This is a genomic window from uncultured Anaerobiospirillum sp. (assembly GCF_902485895.1).
Taxonomy (GTDB): domain Bacteria; phylum Pseudomonadota; class Gammaproteobacteria; order Enterobacterales; family Succinivibrionaceae; genus Anaerobiospirillum; species Anaerobiospirillum succiniciproducens.
The window spans coordinates 14,449-33,341 of record NZ_CABTML010000004.1; the positions used below are offsets into that span (position 1 = coordinate 14,449).

At 44.2% G+C, this 18,893-nt stretch carries 11 protein-coding genes; all 11 read left to right on the plus strand.

Translation table 11 applies throughout. The annotated features are described in order from the left end of the window. Positions 1–206 precede the first annotated feature (206 nt). Positions 207–1,988, plus strand: a complete 1,782-nt coding sequence (locus tag RDO37_RS00195) for an ATP-binding cassette domain-containing protein (RefSeq protein ID WP_308497698.1) — start codon at positions 207–209, stop codon at positions 1,986–1,988. 5 nt (positions 1,989–1,993) lie between these two features. Next, a complete protein-coding gene (locus tag RDO37_RS00200) occupies positions 1,994–3,199 on the plus strand; it encodes an ABC transporter permease (RefSeq protein WP_273320406.1) in 1,206 nt (401 codons plus the stop codon). Positions 3,200–3,768: 569 nt separating this feature from the next. Continuing rightward, a complete protein-coding gene (locus RDO37_RS00205; RefSeq protein WP_308497699.1) occupies positions 3,769–5,589 on the plus strand; it encodes an SUMF1/EgtB/PvdO family nonheme iron enzyme in 1,821 nt (606 codons plus the stop codon). Positions 5,590–5,908: 319 nt separating this feature from the next. Further along, positions 5,909–7,492: a hypothetical protein gene (locus tag RDO37_RS00210; protein WP_308497700.1), complete on the plus strand. Its 1,584-nt coding sequence runs from the start codon at positions 5,909–5,911 to the stop codon at positions 7,490–7,492. A 368-nt stretch (positions 7,493–7,860) separates the two neighbouring features. After that, positions 7,861–9,588: a hypothetical protein gene (locus RDO37_RS00215; protein ID WP_308497701.1), complete on the plus strand. Its 1,728-nt coding sequence runs from the start codon at positions 7,861–7,863 to the stop codon at positions 9,586–9,588. 415 nt (positions 9,589–10,003) lie between these two features. Continuing rightward, a complete protein-coding gene (locus RDO37_RS00220; protein WP_308497702.1) occupies positions 10,004–10,762 on the plus strand; it encodes a hypothetical protein in 759 nt (252 codons plus the stop codon). A gap of 118 nt (positions 10,763–10,880) precedes the next feature. Further along, positions 10,881–11,384: a hypothetical protein gene (locus tag RDO37_RS00225; protein WP_308497703.1), complete on the plus strand. Its 504-nt coding sequence runs from the start codon at positions 10,881–10,883 to the stop codon at positions 11,382–11,384. A gap of 183 nt (positions 11,385–11,567) precedes the next feature. Further along, positions 11,568–12,422, plus strand: a complete 855-nt coding sequence (locus RDO37_RS00230) for a hypothetical protein (RefSeq protein ID WP_308497704.1) — start codon at positions 11,568–11,570, stop codon at positions 12,420–12,422. Positions 12,423–12,644: 222 nt separating this feature from the next. Further along, entirely contained in the window at positions 12,645–14,696 is a 2,052-nt protein-coding gene (locus tag RDO37_RS00235; RefSeq protein ID WP_308497705.1) for a DNA methyltransferase, read from the plus strand. A gap of 283 nt (positions 14,697–14,979) precedes the next feature. Continuing rightward, positions 14,980–17,874 carry a DNA methyltransferase gene (locus RDO37_RS00240; RefSeq protein ID WP_308497706.1) on the plus strand — a complete coding sequence of 965 codons (2,895 nt, stop codon included), beginning with the start codon at positions 14,980–14,982 and terminating at the stop codon, positions 17,872–17,874. Between the two features lie 78 nt (positions 17,875–17,952). Then, positions 17,953–18,893: type IIL restriction-modification enzyme MmeI (locus tag RDO37_RS00245; protein ID WP_308497707.1), on the plus strand; the 941-nt coding region annotated here is incomplete at its 3' end.

The following is an 18,893-nucleotide window of genomic DNA, read 5'->3' on the forward strand; positions in this document are numbered from 1 at the left end:
CGTGATTGATTAATATAGCGCAACAGTTTGAGGCCATATGCCTAAGAGTGAGTATTGGCTCTCCATGCACGTCTTCTTATGGCATAGCTAGTGCTGTTAACTCATTAAACAAACATTAGAGGTCGAAAGCATAAGCAAAACGATTATCGTATGTCGTTCTATGTGCTTTGGACAAAGAATTAATTACCACCATTGGATAGAGCTAAATGTTAAAGATCGAAGGACTTAAGGTAGTGAGGGGAGACTTTACGGTTTCTCTACCTGAGATTACTATTGCCGATGGTGAGTGCGTAGCTCTATGTGGTGTATCAGGCTCTGGCAAGTCGACATTGATGGAAGCTATTGCCTTAATTACTCCGCCACTTGAGGTGGGATCCTTTGTCATTGACCGTATTGCTGTTGATGAGCTCAGCGCTAAAGAGCAACAGGCTTTAAGAGTTTCTTCAATTGGTATCATGCCGCAAACTGGCGGTCTGCTGCCGTATCTAACTATTAGAGAAAACTTCGAGCTGCAAATTCGCATGGCTTTACGTCAAGCCACCACTGAAGTTTTCGATCGTCAGGTTTCTAACGAGACCACCATCAAATCTAAGCCAAGTGCCATAGACTCAGCCTCAGCAAGCTCGCTTAACAAGGTAGCTTTAAACGATAAGTCCGCTATCTCTATCGATGGATTTGCAGCTAAGGCTCGCTCTTTATCTTTTAGCGATAATAATAGCGCCGCAAGCGAAACTCAGCTTAAAGATGAAGATCGCATGAGAGTTCGATTAGCAGCAGCGCAGCTATCAGTTTCAGCAGATAGCTATGATTCTCATGCAGCAGGACAGTTCACTCCACGTGATAAGCGTAAACTCAGTGCCGAATCCTTAGTTCAAGCTGAGCTAACTCCAAAAGAGAGTACTGCCAATCGCATTACCATCACCAATAAAGAAAACCAGGCCATGGTCGATGAGATGATGGCGGTGTTAATGCCTCACGTTAAGAGCATTGGACTGTACAATCATTTAGATAAGCTCCCTGAGCAATTATCCATTGGTCAGCGTCAAAGAGCTTTGTTCTTACGTGCTATTGCGCATAAGCCACGTTTATTATTAATCGACGAGCCAACTTCGGCTTTAGATCCAGACAATGCTGCAAATCTCTTCCAGATTATCGATGAGATCGCCAAAGAGTCTGGCATCTCCATTTTGCTCATTACTCACGATCTCAAAGCTGCAGCTCGTTATACCCGGTATGTCTATGACTCAGTAAGATCACACTCTGAGTATTCTGTCTTTACCTTCTACGACAATGCCAATACTGCTGACCATAGTATCAACGCAATGTACACTGGCCGTCCTGTTGATTTTCCGTCAGCGCCTCATATTTACAGCTCACAGTTTGCCGGTCGCTCGATTAACACTTTCCACAATACCTACAGTAAGGCAGGCTCGCATAGCATGGCCTCAAGTGGCGTAACTCTAAGCCCAATGCCAAGCTCCTCCATGCATCGTGTTGGTGGTTTTTCTGATGCCATTAAGACTGAGGCAGGTGGTAATGAGCTTATGAGCTCAGATACAGCAGGTATTGAGATCCTCTATGACGAGCTTGGTCATCTGTATTCAGCTAAGGGCCGTATTACTTACTACACTACCCCAGCTAACAAGCTTAAAGGCAAGCACAATGACGGAGTTGATGATAACTCTCTGACCTCCTCAAAGCGCGGTGGTCCACGTGTTGACGATAGTGATCTCGACAGTAGCTCATCAGAACAGATGTGTACTATCAGCGTAGGTTCCGATGGTCTCATAAGCGAGGTCGGCACAGGCAGATTAAGCTTGCCTGATGCAGCAAAAGAGCATGGTGCAGTACAGCAGCAAGATGCAGCTAATGCAGATGCTAGTGCAGATGTAAGTGGTGTTGGCAGTGCAGATGCAAGTGGTGTTGGCAGCGCTGTTGGGGCATCGGCTGCTAATAATGATGGTGCATTTGAAAGGGAGCGTAAGTAGTTAAGATGCTTTTTAAGATCGCTTTAAAAGAACTCAACTATGACCGTCTGATGAACTTCTGTCAGATTACGGCCATCGCATGCATCATTGCTCCGTTATTACTGCTCTTCTCATTAAGACACGGTATTTTAAGTGAGCTTGAGGATAATTTAGTTAATGATCCAAGCGTATTATCTTTAACTTTAGATACCTCATATCGCCTTGATGATAATTTCTTTGAGATGCTGCGTTCACATAAAGAAACTGGCTTTGTCGTACCTGAGATCACCGCTTTAAATGCACTGGTAGATATTAAATTTCCAGGAGGAGTTAAGCGCATGAGCGTCTTGCCAACAGCGCTTGGCGATCCTGTGGTCTTAGGATCAAAAATCCCATTTACTGAAAAAGAGCATGATCTTTCAAATAGCGAAGTCTTTATTAGTGAGGCTGTGGCTGTTGACCGCAAGTTAAAGGTAGGCGATACCATTAGCATCATGGTGTCACGCACCATGAATAGCGTACGTGAGGCGGTCAAAAAGGATTTGGTAATCCGTGGCATTATCTCTGAGCGCTTTGTGCGTGACGACACCATTATGGTCTGTAAAGATCTTATCAATGCCATTGATGACTATCGTAATGGTTATAACCCTGCGCTGATCTCTGATGGATCTTATGAGCGTGAGGGTAAGCGTTATTATGCAAAGTTTCGTCTGTACGCTAAAGACGTTGATAGCGTCATCCCGCTGTACTATTTGTTAGTGAGCAAGAAGCTTAACGTTAGCTCCAAGGTTAAAGATATTGAAAATGTTAAGGCAATTCAGCATGTCTTAAACTTCGTTTTCGGTGTGATTGCTTCAGTTTCCATTGCCGGTGGCTCAATTGCCTTAGGCGGCCTTATGCTCAGCTCCTTACGCGCTCGCAAGCGTAACTTAGTACTCTTGCGTCTCATGGGCCACTCTGAGTCTGATATTTACAAGCTTGTTATTATCGAGTCTCTCATTATTGCCCTGATTGGCTTTGTAGCAGGTCTGGCAATGTACGCCATAGGTTCTGCTATCTTTAACTTCTACTTTATGGGACTTTTAGCAGGCTCAGTGATTAGTCAGCTCACACTGGTGCATATCTTGGCTTTCTTCTCTAGCACCCTTGGCCTATCACTCATCGTCGCCTTGCTCTCAGTTAAGTACGTATTCTTAAAGGTACAAATTGCCGACGTGCTCCGCGAGGCCTAAATAGACAAAAGCCTCCCAAGCCCAGCAACCATCCTTAAATCATTTCATCCCAAGACAAAGCCAATGCCATGCATTGGCTTTTGTCATCTTAGGAGGGTGCAAAGGACCAACAAACGCTCCTCTTTGCATGCAGTCGATGCAAGTGAGCCCTTGGCTCATGCTAGGCACTGTGCTTTAGCCATGAGCCGATGCTTTGCCTAGCCGCAATTATCGCTGCCAGATAGCATGGGTTTGAGCTCATTTGGCTGTTTGGCAATGGGCACATGGTTTGAGTGTTGGCTGTCGTGGAATAGGTCTAGCGTGGCTTACTTTGGGGCTAGTAGGTTGTGCGTGTCACATAACGGCGCATAAAGAGCTAATTAGCTTTGTAATTATGCGTGTTAACCATACAATGTAGTTCTAGCAAGATATTACTGCTTTAGAGCAATCAAGCTTATATCAGCTCTATTATGTATGGCTTGGCAGATCTCTTGGTTTTTTGAGCTTACACTTTTAGCGCAAAAATACACCTAATTTATCTGTGATAGTTTGATTATAACTAGTAGTAGATAAGTGACCCTGGAGGGAACATGAGACTTAGTATTGCGGCTATGATGACTGCGGCAGCTTTTAGCGTGATGGCTTCATCAACTGCCTTTGCAGCTGATAGTAAGGATAAAACGGCTGAGACCTTCAATCCTAAGCCTGCTAAGGATGACGTTATTGTTCCAATGCCTTGCGATGGCTTTATGGTGTTTAAAAAAGTCTACACCGGCTCTGAAAGCAAGCTGCAAGATAAGGGCTTTAATGCCGGCTCGACTAATGCCGAGGCCATGCTCTCGCAGTCTTTAAATCAACGCTATGTCCAAGGTGCCTTTAAAGACAAAGAAGGCTACTACTTCCTCATCTCCAAATACGAGCTTAATAATGCTCAGTACGATCTCTTAAGCAAGTACGACATGGGTAAGGGTAAGTGCACCCCAAAGAAATACTCCATTAAAGATCGTATTGCTAAAAACAACATCAGTTGGTTTGATGCTATCGAGATTACAAGACAATATTCAGCCTACCTCTCAAGTGCTGAGGCTAAGAGTGCCAAAACTGGCAGCGTACCTTTAAGTTCAGATAAGTCTTCAGCCTTTGCTAGATTGCCTACCGATAGTGAGTGGGAGTTTGCAGCTCGTGGTGGCAGCCATGTTACCTCCTCAGAGTTTAGCGCCGATGTATTCCCTTTTGCCCAAAATAAAACCATTGCAGACTATGCTTGGTACAAGGCAAGTGAGAGTGCTTCTGATGGTAAGGTAAGACCAATTGGTCTTAAAGATCCAAACCCAGCTGGTCTTTATGACGTGCTTGGTAATGTCAGCGAGATGATGCTTGATCCTTTCTACGCCACTCGTACTGGTAGACTGCATGGTCAATCAGGTGGCTTTATCGTGCGTGGCGGCTCGGTGATTAACGCCAAGGGCGATATGCTTACTGCTTATCGTTCTGAGCGAGCCTACTTTACTCGCGGTAAAGAGACAAAAGGTTCTGATGCAGGCATGCGTATCGTGCTCTCCATACCGTTTACTAACTCTATTCAAGAAGTACGTGAGCTCAATGCAGAAGTACAAAAGCTGGGTAATGACTCAGATGCTGCCGATGTAAAGAGCGGCGGTAACTTAAATACCGTGGCTCGTTTAGACAAGATTATTGCTGAGCAACAACAGGCTTTAGACAAGGCCAAAAAGCTTTCTGAGCAACAAGCTAAAGCCTTAAGTGAAGCTAAGGCAGGATCTGCTAAGTCCTTAGAGCAGGTAGAAAAGGAACTTGAGGCAGTACGTAAAGATCTTAGCGAAGCTCAAAGCGAAAAAGAGCGTGTGCTTGAGGGTAGCTATACTCTTACTAAGAGCCTAGCTGATCTGCGTAACAAGATGATTGAGGCTAATGTGCGCAAAGATGAAATGCGTGATAAGGCCATCGTCTCCAACCTACGTTTAGGTGGCTATCTGTGCTCCTCAATTGCCTCTGAGGAAATTGCCCGTGAGCGTACCTTAAAGAACGAAGAAATCGTTCGTAAGCTGCCAATGCGTCAATGCCGTGAGGATGCAAAGTCTAAAGAGTGCATCAAGGCTAAAGAGGATCAAGAGAAAAAGCTTGCTAACAATCGTGCTTTAGCTGAGCAGATGGTGGACTACTATGTTTCTTACTATGCAGACCACATCACAGACACCTTAGATACTTTCGACTACAAGTTTATTGAGGCTCAACAGCGTAATGCTCAAAAGGCTCTCGGTAAGAACGAGGGTACCTTAAGCGAGTACATTGAGCGCTTTGTTAAAGACGTAGATGCCTATCGTGACGGTAGTCGTGATCTGTCAAAAAACAAAGCAACTTGGGTCAAGCAGTGCCGTGCCATGAAGCACTAAAAGCCCAATAAACCACAGCATTGCCATGCTGCGCTAACTACCTTAGCTAATACCTTGGCTAATACCTTAGTTAAGCGCAGCAATAGATTGCACACATTACATTGCAAGTGCTCTTAGGCGCTGCCGATGCAAGTGTAAAGCAGCAATTTAGCACGCCTGATGCAAGTTTGAAGCAGCAAATTAGTGCTGCTGATGCAAGTTAGAGGCTGCTATTTATCACGGCTGACTGTGGTAAGTTTTCGCTAGCTTGATGTAGCGTTTGAGAGCTTGCTTGATTGATGATGGGACGGCTCCTGATGTTTAGTTTGAGGAGGATTGGATGTTAAGAGTTATGCGCCTTAAAGGCTCAGAGCTTGCGCCTGAGTGGCAAGATGCGGCCAAAAATTTGGGCGCTTTCATCAATTCTCTTAGCCTGCCTCCTGAGGTTAAAAGCTTAATTGCTGATCGCGATGAAGATGGGGAGTACTTAAACTTCTATTCGCCTAGCGAAGGTTTGCTTGAGCCCGTGCCAATGCTCGATGGTAAACCAGTATTTCCTAATGCGCGTATGCAGGCTAAAGCTCATTATGAAGAGCGTCGCGACTACATCATGCAGCTTGTTGAGCCTGTCATCGCTAATGAAAAGCAAGCCCATTTAGCTGCAGCTCAGGCAAATGGAGAAAAGGGCGACAAGCCACTGTCTCCAAGTCCTGCGTTATTACTCAAGCTGCTTTTAAATAACCCACAGCACATGCTTGTGGTCAATGAGACTGTGCCGGTTATAGTTCCGTATATCGATACGCCTCATTTAAACGCAGTTTTGGCGCAAAATCCAAGCTTGCTTGCAGCAGGTGCTACAGCAGCTGCAAGTGGCTCTGGCATACGCTGGGGTCTTATAGGATTAGTGCTGCTCTTATTGCTCTTAGCTTTAGGCTTAGCTTGGTACTTTATGAAGCTGTGGCCGTGGCCATTTATCGATGAGGCTAAAGAGAAACAAGCTCAAGATCTTGCAGCTTTAGAGCAGACTTTAGCTAAAGATCAGGCTTTATTAAAAGATATCAATGATCTTATCGATAAGACCGATTTGCGTTTAGAGCTAGCCAACGAGCTCAATCGTAACGATAAGCTCAATGGCTTAGTAGATTCACTCAAACAAGATCAGCACAATCTCAATGAGATCGACAAGCTCATCGCACAAACTGATGCTTTAGAGCAAAGTGCGCTTAAAGCTGAGCAAGATAGCTTGGCTGCTGAAAAAGTGGCCCAAGAGAAGGCTACAGTAGCATCCACTACGGCCAAGCTGCCAAAGTGTGAGGTGATTAAAAAGCAAGGCAAGATGCCACAGCTTGTAATGGCTACTGATGGCTCTGGCTCAATGCTACATACCATGTCAGATAGATCATTCCGTATTGATGCAGCGATGAAAGCAGCCAATGCCTTAGTCGATAGTGTGGATAAAAATGTCCCAATTCGTCTTTTCGGTATTCAAGGCTGTCCATTAGCTCGTGACTATGGCGTATTCTCAGGTGCTAATCGCGGTGCGTTAAAGAAGGCGATTGCACGTACTGATCCTCGCTTAGTCCAAGGCATGCTGCCAATTGAGGTGCTTACCCCATTAGTCTCAGCACTACGTGGTATGGCTAACTCAGTACCAGCTAATGTTGATGCGGTGGGCATTTTGATCTCTGATGGTGTGGATACTTGCAATGGTACCGAGCATCTTAATCTTTGCGATGTGGCCAGGACGATTCATGCGCAGCGACCAAAGCTTAAGATCAACGTAATCTTAATTGGTGACGATGTCGAAGAGGCCAAGTGCATTGCCTCGATTACCGGTGGCAAGGTCTACAGACCACAAGATAGTGTCTCCTTGGTAAATGATCTTAAAAACGCTGGCAGTTCCTTAGTTAAGGTCTGTCAGTAGCAAGAGATCATGCATCAAAGCGCCTAAAGCTGCATAGCGCTGTAGATCGTGGCGTAGCAGCACCATGCTTTTGATAGTGCCCGTAGCTGCAATACTCTTAAGATAGTAGCGTCGCAGCACCACTACTTAGATCGTGGCGTAGCGGAACAGCGATTTTGATTGTGCCTGCAGAGACACCGGGATTTTGATAGTGCTGTAGTGGCACCAGAATTTTAGCTAGGAGCGTCGTAGCATCAGCATCACATTGCACGCAACGATGTCAACTAGCACTCAATGTAAAGAATTTGGCGGTATCTGCAGCTGTTATAGCTGCAGTTACTGTAGAGCAAACAAACTGGCAGAGACTTTTTCTGTCAAAGGACATACTCATGCATAAGAGTACTCGCTTAAGTAGCGGCAACATCTCTGACTTTACTCCAATTGGACAGGATGGACAGCCTATTTATCAAAATGCTGATGCCTTTAGAGCAGCATTAGCTATCAATCCTTCCATTGGCGAGGAGCGTGTCCGCCACCTTGCTATTCCAAAAGTAAGTGCCGATGGTACTTCTATCGAGTGGTACGCACCATTCCCACCAAAAAATGCCGATGGTCAGTATCGAATTGTGCATTGGGCCTCAGCTACTGCTGAGGAGCGTAAAGATGCGCTTGCACAGCTGCGCGATCTCGAGATGAAGTTACAAAAGCTAGGTAAAGAGCTTTCAAGACGTACTTCTGACACTCAAAGTCGTTTGTTTGCAGCATATTTAAATGGCGATGGCTCTGTTTCAAAATTACCAGCAATCCATTTCCCAAGTCAGGACAATGTCTACATTGTGGACGGCATTCCTGTCATTACCTTCTGGGGCTTTTCTGATCGAGCTGGTAATTTCGATGGTAGCCCATGGGATAAGCTTAAGACTGTAGCGCCAGCTGCAGCAGTTGCAGGTGCTGCTCCTGCAGCTGATGCTGCTTTTGATAACCGTCCAGTTGCAGATCAGAAACTGCCAGAGACTCCACCAAATGCCCCTGATAACAATCAAGGCCATAAGTGCGCCATCTTTGGTCCAGGCGGCATATGTGCAGGCCATACTTGCGGTCTTCCAGCCTGGCTGTTATGGCTCTTGTTAGCCCTCCTCTTATTGCCATTATTACTGTGGCTCTTATGGAAGCTGTTAGGTTTATTAGGCTTTGGTCTGCCTGGCTTTGGTCTTCCATCAAGTCCAAGTATGCCAGCTGATCCTCCAGCAGCCGTAGCTCCTGCTGATCCTGCTCAAGATAAGCCTGTCGAGCCTGCAGCCGAACCAGCCCCTGAAAAGCCAGTCGAGCCAGCTGCAGATAAAGCTGCAGCACAAGAAGTAGCTGCAGGCTCAAGTACTGTAGTGCAAGAGACTGATCCAAGCTCTACTCAAGAGCCTCAATCAGAACTTACTAAAGTTCCACCAGAGGAAGTAGTTCCAACAGAAAAAACTGCGGTGCAAGAGGTAGTAAGCAATGAAGCGGTGCAAGGCCAAGCTAATCAAGTAGTTGAGGAGAATGCTACTCAGGTGGCAACTGAGGTTACTCCAGTAGCTCCGGTAGATCCAAAGATGCCAGTTGATGAGTCTTTAGCTAACTTACCTCCTGAGGTGCAAGCTGCTATTAAGGAGGCTCGTGCTGCAGAGATGGCTGCAACTAATCAGGTTGCACCGCCAGACCCTGCTATGCCAAAGCAACAAGCTGCTGTAACTCCATTACCTCCTGTGGATATTCAGTTTAGTCCTCAGGATTTAGCCACCAAGGGCACAGCTGTCGTTAATGGCAATTGGGGTACACGTATGGCTTTAATGGATGAGTCCAACGGTAAGCCACTGCAGATGCAGTATCAGCTTAATGATGGTAAGGGCACTGTGACTATTACCCGCGCGGATGGTACTAAGTGTACTGCCCAAGTAGGTGCTGCCTCAGCTGATGGCAATATCCAAATTTCATCCGATGGTAAGGCTGTCTGCCCAGATAATAAGACTTACCGTATTCCAAACGTTAAGTGTGCTCCATCTAAAGATGGCAAGGTAGATTGCGTCGGTACTATCGGCAATCAGAAGTTCCCAATCGAACTTTACGGTGGTACTAAATAGCAATAAAAACTGTTCTTATTTGTGCTATATCTAAATTCTAGATGTATAATGAACAGGCACAACAAAAAAAGCCTAGCTAAGGCTAGGCACAAGAATAATTAAGCATGGAGACTTTCATAAAGTCTCTGTGCCTAAGCAGTCAAACAACAAGATAAAAAAGACGCATCCATAGGCAAAACAGACGTCAGTCACATGCATAAGCCTAAGATATAGCTAACAGATGAGCCTAAGGTTAAAGGCCTCAAACAAAGCTGTTAGCGTTCACATGCATGGTCGTAATCGACATTGGCTCTGATGTGCTCAAATAACTTATCTAGTAAAAGCAGGTCAAGAGACTAAGCTTAGCTTGCAGCCATACTGAAAATCATCAGCTGGTTTTAGTTGGCGCTTAAAGCAGTTCACAAGGAGATATATTGTGCAACTTCGTACTACTTTAATGGCATCAGCCTTATGTGGTCTGATGGCCGTAACTGGCTGTAACTCAACTACTAGCGGTCCTTCTGCATCAAATGCAGACCCACGTATGACTAACGATGAGTTCTCCGTAGATCAAAGCTCCTATGCAACTGCTTGCGTTAGCGGCGCTCTGATTACTGGTGTTTCTTGTATGTTCATTGCTGACTCTGGTTCACGTGCTGTATGTCTTGCAGCAGCTGCTGCAGGCTGTGCCGTTTTCATGGGTGGTAATGCTCTTTTAGATAACCTGCGTAAGGGCTATCACACCAAGGAGCAACAGCTTGATGCATTAGCCAAGCAGATGGAAGAGAACCGTCAGAAGGCTGCCTACATGCTTGCAACTGCTAATCAGGTCTATGAAGAGGATCACGCTAAGCTTGCTCAGATGAAAAAAGAGATCGATAAGAACACAGCTGATCGCAAGCAAGCTGAGAAGACCTTAGCTCGTTATGATGGCAACATCTTAGTGCTCAAAGACAACATCGATTATCATGAGAAGCAAATTGCTCTGTTCAAAGAGACCAAGACTGAGCTTGCTGGCAATGAGAATTTAACTGCAGCTGAGCGTAAGCAGATCCAAGAGTGCGATCGTGAGATTGCCCGTTTGCAAAGCAACATCGATGAGATGCGCGGCTTGCTCACCAACTTCACTAACGATCGCAACGTGCTTAATATTGCTCTCAACGACGGCTCTGAGATCAAGGCCAAGGCTGCTTAGTTTGATTGTATAGCCTGCTTTAGCTGCTCAAGATTACATAGCGCCACAATGCGCGAATGTCCACTAAGAGGCAGGTTGATTCAAGTAACATTCAACTTGCCTAGGAATGGGAAAGACCATGTCATTAGAATTCGTAAATGGTGCCAAGCTTTCTTTAATTGCTGGCGCTACCGCTGTTTTACTCACCGCTTGTGCCTCAACTCCAGAAGAGTGCGATCCTAGCCAAGATCAAGGCTTCTTTGGCAAGATGGGTTGTGTAGTTACTGGCTCATATGAAGAGCGTGTTGAGCAAAAGCAAAAGCACGTGGATGAGCTCAAGGCAGAAAGCGAGCGCTTAAATGCCTTAGCCCGTGAGGTAGAAGGTAAGAGAGCTGCACTGCTTGGCACTTACGAGCAGCGTACTCGTATGCTCGATAAGACTCGCAGTGAGCTTTATGCTGTTCAGGCAAGCTTAGCTAAGAAGCGTGCTTTAACCTCAGAGCTGCAAGACAAGCTTGATGCTGCTAAGGCTAAGGTTGCTGCTATGAACAAGCCCAGCGCAGCAAATCAGACTTTAAAGAAGAAGCAAGCTGAAATCGAAGAGCTCAAGGCTACCCTCGACGAGCTGCAAAACTCACTCTAATCACGAAAATCTAATTTAGCCACCCATAAGCTCAACAACGCTAAGACAATAACGCGCCTTGGCCATAGTGCTAATGCGCGTTTTTCATAGCACTAGTATGTATCTAGGCTAAACAGCCCAATTTGGAAAAATAGGCATTTACCTACTAAGTTAAAACACTCTTTCCACAGTCGTCGCACCATCATGCTTATATATTCACGATCAAACAAGCAAAAAGAGCAGCCACACTTTGCAGCTCTAGGATTAAGACAATTATCTGAGCGTATCTTATGGAGCGTTAGCGCCATGGGTACTGCTATCATGCTCAGTGCATGTAGCACCATCAGTGCAGGTGTAGAGTCCATATCTGCAAGTATTACCGAGTCTGACTGGTATAACTCATCTTTCTGGGATGACTATGATTCAAAGGTTCAAGCCTGCATCACTGGTGGACTAATTGGCGGACTGTCATGTGTCTTTATTATTGATCCCGTGTCAAAAGCAAGTTGTGTAGCTGCAGCTGCAGGTAGCTGTGCTTCTATGGTTGGCGTGGATGTTCTTTTAGATGAAGTACAAAGCCATTATGCCGAAAAGGAAGATCAGCTCAATGCACTTGCCGAGCAAATGGAAAAGTATCATTCAGAGTCGATTGAGGCATACGAAGCGGCTCAAAAAGAGTACGGCAAGAACACTAAAACACTGAGCCGACTGCTACTCAACATAGATAAAAAGCGCGTCAAAAAGAATCGGCTTGCAAAGCACATCGCCGCATATGAAAAGAAGATCGAAGAGCTCGAAAAAGAGATCACCGTACAAGAGGCACGCGTAAGTTCCTATCGTCTGCTCAAAGAGAAGATCGTAGGCTACAAGATCTTAGATTTTACCGATGAGGAAGTACTTGCCAACTACGATCGCGAAATTGAGCTTCTAAACTCCAGCATTAACGAAATGCGCTCAGTACTCGAAAACTATACTGAAGATCGCAACGTACTCAATCTCGTGCTCACCGAAAATTATTCAGCCAAAACGGCCGAGTACATGATCACCTCCAAATCATAACTCCGCACAACCCCACATTGATAGCTGGCAATGCCGCAATTGTGCGCATTCGGTTTTATATCGCAGCTCAAGAGGTCTTAAGCTTGTACTGTGATAGACTCGCTTGTGTATGCATACTTAGTTATGTGCTGTGCAGTATTAGCATGAAGAGAGAGCGCTAAAGTGCCTATAAACAAGACCAAAGAGAAAAACTCCAGCTTTGACAACATGTGCCAAAAGCTAATGGAAAAGTTCGATCCTGTGTTGTTCATGGAGGGACTGTTAGAGCATGTTGGAGTGTCACGTCAGATTATTGATGGAGCATTGTATGGTGATGAGGCTGGCAACTTAGCTCCTAATAATCGTCGCAACACCTTCACGTACAAGGATGTCGCAATTACTGGTCTTGCCTATTTTAGGTTTCCTCAAGCAGGTAGTCGCCTAGATGAATACATTGATAAGATGAAGAGCCTAAAGCTCATAAAGTCACAAGAGCACGGCTTTAAAGTAATCATTTGCTGCACTCAAGACAAGATCGCTATTTACGATCTCAAAAACGATGTGTGCTTAGTCTGTGAACTAAAAGATCTGTGTAAGCATAAGGACGAACTTAGTGCTCTATTTGCAGATGGTCTAGACATCACTAAACTTAAAGTAAAACCAAGAGCTCTAAGGGCTACTGAACCTAACGTAGATACCTGGATAGATTGGAGTGAAAAGAAAGCTAAAGAAGTAAGTCTGTCCGTAGATGAAAGTGCTGCTTTACAGTTTATTGCACTGATTGATGAACTCGTTAAGCACAACGGCTTAGATGATAATCGTCTTGATCTAGGCGATTTTGTGCTGCGTTTGTGGTTCTGTCTTTTTGCTGATGATTACAAACTCTTTAGTAAAGATAAGAAGCCTTTCTTGAGTGCCTTTAAGAGCATAGTTTCTGAGGATGGCTCAAACGCAAAAGAGTTCTTTGGCGATCTCTTTAGCGTTATTGCTACACCGGATGCAAAGCGCAAATCTCTCAAATCATCTGTAGACGAGAGACTTTTGAAGTTTGCCTACATCGAAGGTGATTTCTTAAAAGGAAAGATCTTAGTACCTCAGTTTAATGCTCAAGCAGTATCACTCTTACTCGCTTTAGATACGATTAATTGGACCAAGATCTCTGTAGTGCTTTTTAGTTCGCTCATTGAGTACATTATGGTCGATTATGAGCGATCTGCTGTTACAGAATGTTATACGCAAGGTAAAAAGCTTAATTGGCTTGCTAAAGAACTGTATCTTGATGAGTTTGAAGAGAGATATGACACCCATGAGCAGATGATGCTTCAAGAGCAATTAAAAGCCACCGAAGCAGAAGATGATGACACAGCACGCAAGGCTGCCACCAAGTATGTAATGTATGCGAAGAATTTCATCAAGCTCATTAGCAATGAGAAATTTCTAGACCCAGCCTGTGGTTGCGCTAACCTCTTAGCATACGCATATCAAGACTGCCGTAGATTTGAAACCAAGATTTATGCGCACGTAAAGTCTTTCATTAAGGATTGTCCACGTATACAGCAGTTCTTAAAAGAAGGTATCTTTGAGCCTTTAGGTATTGATAGTGAAGGATCATTTGTAAATGTAAGGTCATGCATTGATCTTAATAACTTTGGTGGTGTTGAGATCGAACCATGGTTGGTTCAAGAAGCGCACCTATCCATGTGGATGGTACAGCATGTGTGTGACTTCAGACTCAATCAGCGCCTTGGTGCAAAGCCATTAGTGAAGCCAATCAATAGCATGGAAAAGATAGTGCTCGGCGATGCACTTGAGATTGATTGGAACAAGATCATTAAGGCAGATGAGTGCACTTTTATCTTGTCCCACTTACCAATGAGCATGTTCGGTGATATGAGTAAGGCTAAGCTTAATCAGGTTAAGAAGATCTTGGATGGCTGCGGTCTTATTGAGGTTACTCACTATTCAAGTGCTTGGGTAAAGCTTGCTGCTACATACATGCAAAACAATGACAGTATCAGTGCTGCCATGATTGTACCAATTGTAGATTTTGATTTTGATAGATCTAGCCGAAGCTCCAAGTTCGTCCTAAACAATTGCGATGAGCTGCCAAATTACTCAGTCAAATCATCTTTCCCATGGCCAAATGAGCTTGGCAATGCAGAAGATACCATGACTGATGTCTTTTTCATTGGAGATAAGTTTGATGGTTACATTGAAGATGACGCTGATGACCATATCTTTGATGATGATGACGAAGAAGCTGATGATGGCATCTTTATGTTGCACTTCTTTTAAGATTAGTCATATTAGTAGCATTCGGCAGTAGTCAGTACTTTCAAGGCTCACCTCTTGTGAACTAAAAGTTAATTGTGAGCCATTCTTTTAATGTTCAGCTGTAGGCAGTACTTTCAAGGTTCACCTCTTGTGAACTAAAAGCTAATTGTGAGCTATAAGCTTAAAAACTATTTCTATGCTTGCAAATGACGGTCTAAGTGATTAGGCTACTGCGAATAGCCTTGCAGTTGTGATAACAACTGGCACTACAGATGTAATAAAGCTTTTGTTTGGGATGAATGTTATGGCCAAGGTGTCCTCAAAAGATCTCTCTATTCTCATTAATGACTTAAGTCAGAAAATGCAGACAAAGTGGGAGCCTGATGTTTTCTTCAGTGAACTTATGAGGATGTATGGAACCGCTAATGATTCCATAAAAATGGCTCTTAAAAATGAGCCTGGCTATAACGTGGCATGCAAAGACGTCAATGATTCTATGGCCAGGCCCGATCTTGCCATCTCATTACGCGCCTATTTTAGATTCTTGAAGGATGATGCTGACGTTGTCCATGCCATGGATGATGTGCGTGCTCTGAAGGAAGTCACTGGCCCAAAGCATAAGTTTCAGTATCTCATTTGTTGCGGCCCTGAGACCATTGCTATGTTCGATGCCATTGAGCATGACAACATAGTGATTGGCTATAAGGACTTACCTGGCTTTTACAGCTTTATGCTGCCTATGTTAGAGGGACGCAGAACAAAGATTGTCTCCTCTAAAGAAGCTGATCGTAAAGCTTGTTTAAAGCTCACTCGTCTACTCGATACCCTTGCTCAGCACAACAACATTAGCGATGAGAACATGCAGCAGCTCAACAGCTTCATGGTGCGCATTCTATTTTGTTTCTTTGCTGAGGATACTGGCGTGTTTGGCATGGGTGACGATAATGTCTTTTCCAATGCCTTTAACAAGCTGGTAGATCGTGAAGGTAGTAACGCTAAGCAGTTCTTTGAAGATATCTTTACGGTTTTTAACACTAAAGAACATGAGCGTGAGCATCTTGAAAACAAGGTTGCCAATGAGATTTTAGAGTTTCCATATGTAAATGGAGGACTCTTTGCAGAACCTGGCTTCATCCCTGAGTTCGACGTGGTAACCCGTAATCAGTTTACTGATTGCGGTAAGCTCTCTTGGTCTGAGATTTCACCTGCCGTTTTCGGTGCTATGTTCCAAGGCGCTATGAACAAGGAAGAGCGCCGCAACATGGGTGCTCACTATACCTCAGAAGAGAACATTCTCAAGCTAATTAAACCTTTGTTCCTTGATGATCTCTATGCTGAGTTTGAAGAACTAAAGAAAAAGGCCGAACCACTAAAGTTAGGTGCTGCCACAGCCAAACGCGCCGATAGCTCTCGCCGTAAGAATTTTGCCGTGCGCAAAATGTTCTATGACTTCTTAGAGGAAGTAGGCAAGCTCAAGTTCCTTGATCCAGCATGTGGTTGCGGTAACTTCCTCCTTGTCACGTACAAAGAGCTGCGTACTCTTGAGAACGAAGTATTTGACTACATTAATGAGGGTGCCTTTACAAACTCCTTTATCAACATCGATCAGTTCTATGGTATCGAGATCGAGGATTGGCCTGTTGAAATTGCCCACGTCTCCATGTGGCTCATGCAGCACCTCATGAACCAGCAAGCTAACGCTCGCTTCGGCTCCAATATCTCATCCATCCCGCTAAAATCCTCAGCAACAATAGTTAGAGCCAACGCCCTTACCACCGACTGGAACGACATCCTTCCAGCCTCAGAGTGCAGCTATATCCTTGGTAATCCACCGTTTGGAGGCACTACATACACTACTGATGAGCAAAAACAGTGGCTTAAAGATGTCTATCCTCCTAAGTACAAGCTAGGGTATGCAGACTATGTGACAGGATGGTTTGTAAAAGCATCTGACTACATGCTGCAGAATAAGCATGTGCATGCAGCATTTGTAGCAACAAACTCAATCTGCCAAGGCGATCAGGTCAACACTCTCTGGAGCTTGCTGCTAGATAAAGGTATTCATATAGATTTTGCTTACACTTCTTTTAATTGGAATAATGAAGCTGCAGGTAAAGCAGAAGTTACATGTGTTGTAGTTGGGTTCTCATATAAGCTTAAGAAAGCTCCTATGCTGTTTACAGCAGATGCAAATACTCACGATGTAACAGTTGAAAAATGTACATGTATATCGCCTTACCTTACAAATTGTGTAAAACCTTTGATAGTTGAAAGAAGAAGCACAGCATTTATTAAGGATATAAACCTTCTATTCGGAAACAAACCAACTGATGGGGGTCACCTTATCCTTACATATGATGAAGGCCAAAAACTACTAGCTGAATGCCACGATTTAAAGCCAATCATTAAAAAGTATATTGGCAGTAGTGAGTTAATGAAGAGTGAGTTTAGATACTGCCTTTGGTTACAGTCAAACGACTCACTTATTAATTTAAATAACAAAAACATTCTAGATAGATTTGAAAAAGTAAGAATCTTTAGAGAAAGGTCTCCTAAGATTAGAACTAGAAAAGCAGCGTCCACTCCATGGCGTTTCGGCGAGTTAGCAAAAAATGCAAATCCAGAAAGAGCCATTGCTATACCTGCAATTTCATCCAGCAATAGGTTCTATATTCCTTTAGGTTTTATAAACTCAGACTACATAGCAAGTAACAAACTATATATTGTTGCAACTAGTGAGATGTATTACTTTGGAGTACTGTCATCTAGGATGCATATGGTCTGGATGAGATTAACTTCAGGAAGAATCAAGAATGACTACAGCTATTCTAGAGATTTAACATTCAACACCTTTGTGTGGCCTGAGGTGAGTGACGAGCAGCGTGATGAGATCGATGAGCAGGCAAAAGAGATCTTGCTGACACGTATCGACTTTGAAACACAGTTTACTCTGGGTGAGATGTATAACTCGGAGAACATGCCTGATGAGCTTAAGGATGTTCACGCAAGACTCGATGCTGCAGTTGAGCGTGCTTATCGAGATGAGCCTTTCAAGGACGATGAGGAGCGCTTGTCGTTCTTACTAGACCTTTACTCTAAAGCGATTGCTGCTGAGGAAAAGGAGCAGTTAAAGGCCGCTAAGCCAAAGAAAAAGAAAGCCACCGCTTCTATGCTTGCAAATGACGGTCTGAGTGATTAGGCTACTGCGGGTAGCCTTGCAGTTGTGATAACGACTAGCACTACAGATGTAATAAAGCTTTCGTTTGGGATGAATGTTATGGCCAAGGTATCCTCAAAAGATCTCTCTGTTCTCATTAATGACTTAAGTCAGAATATGCAGACAAAGTGGGAGCCTGATGTTTTCTTCAGTGAGCTTATGAGGATGTATGGAACAGCTAGTGATTCCATAAAAATGGCCCTGAAGAATGAGCCGGGCTATAACGTTGCATGCAAAGACGTCAATGATTCTATGGCTAGGCCTGATCTTGCCATATCATTACGTGCATACTTTCGATTCTTAAAGGATGATGCTGACGTTGTCCATGCTATGGATGATGTGCGTGCTCTAAAGGAAGTCACAGGACCAAAACATAAGTTTCAGTACCTCATTTGTTGCGGCCCTGAGACCATTGCTATGTTCGATGCTATTGAGCATGACAACATAGTTATTGGCTATAAGGATTTGCCAGGCTTTTACAGCTTTATGCTGCCTATGTTAGAGGGACGCAGAACTAAAATTGTCTCCTCTAAAGAAGCTGATCGTAAAGCTTGTCTAAAGCTTACTCGCTTACTCGACACCCTTGCTCAGCGCAACAACATTAGTGATGAGAACATGCAGCAGCTTAACAGCTTCATGGTGCGCATCCTATTTTGTTTATTTGCTGAAGATACCGGCGTGTTTGGCATGGGTGACGATAATGTCTTTTCCAATGCTTTCAACAAGCTGGTAGATCGTGAAGGTAGTAACGCTAAGCAGTTCTTTGAAGATATCTTTACGGTTTTTAACACTAAAGAGCATGAGCGTGAGCATCTTGAAAATAAGGTTGCCAATGAGATTTTAGAGTTCCCATATGTAAACGGCGGTCTCTTTGCAGAACCTGGCTTTATCCCTGAGTTTGACGTTGTAACCCGTAATCAGTTTACTGATTGCGGTAAGCTCTCTTGGTCTGAGATCTCACCTGCCGTTTTCGGTGCTATGTTCCAAGGCGCTATGAACAA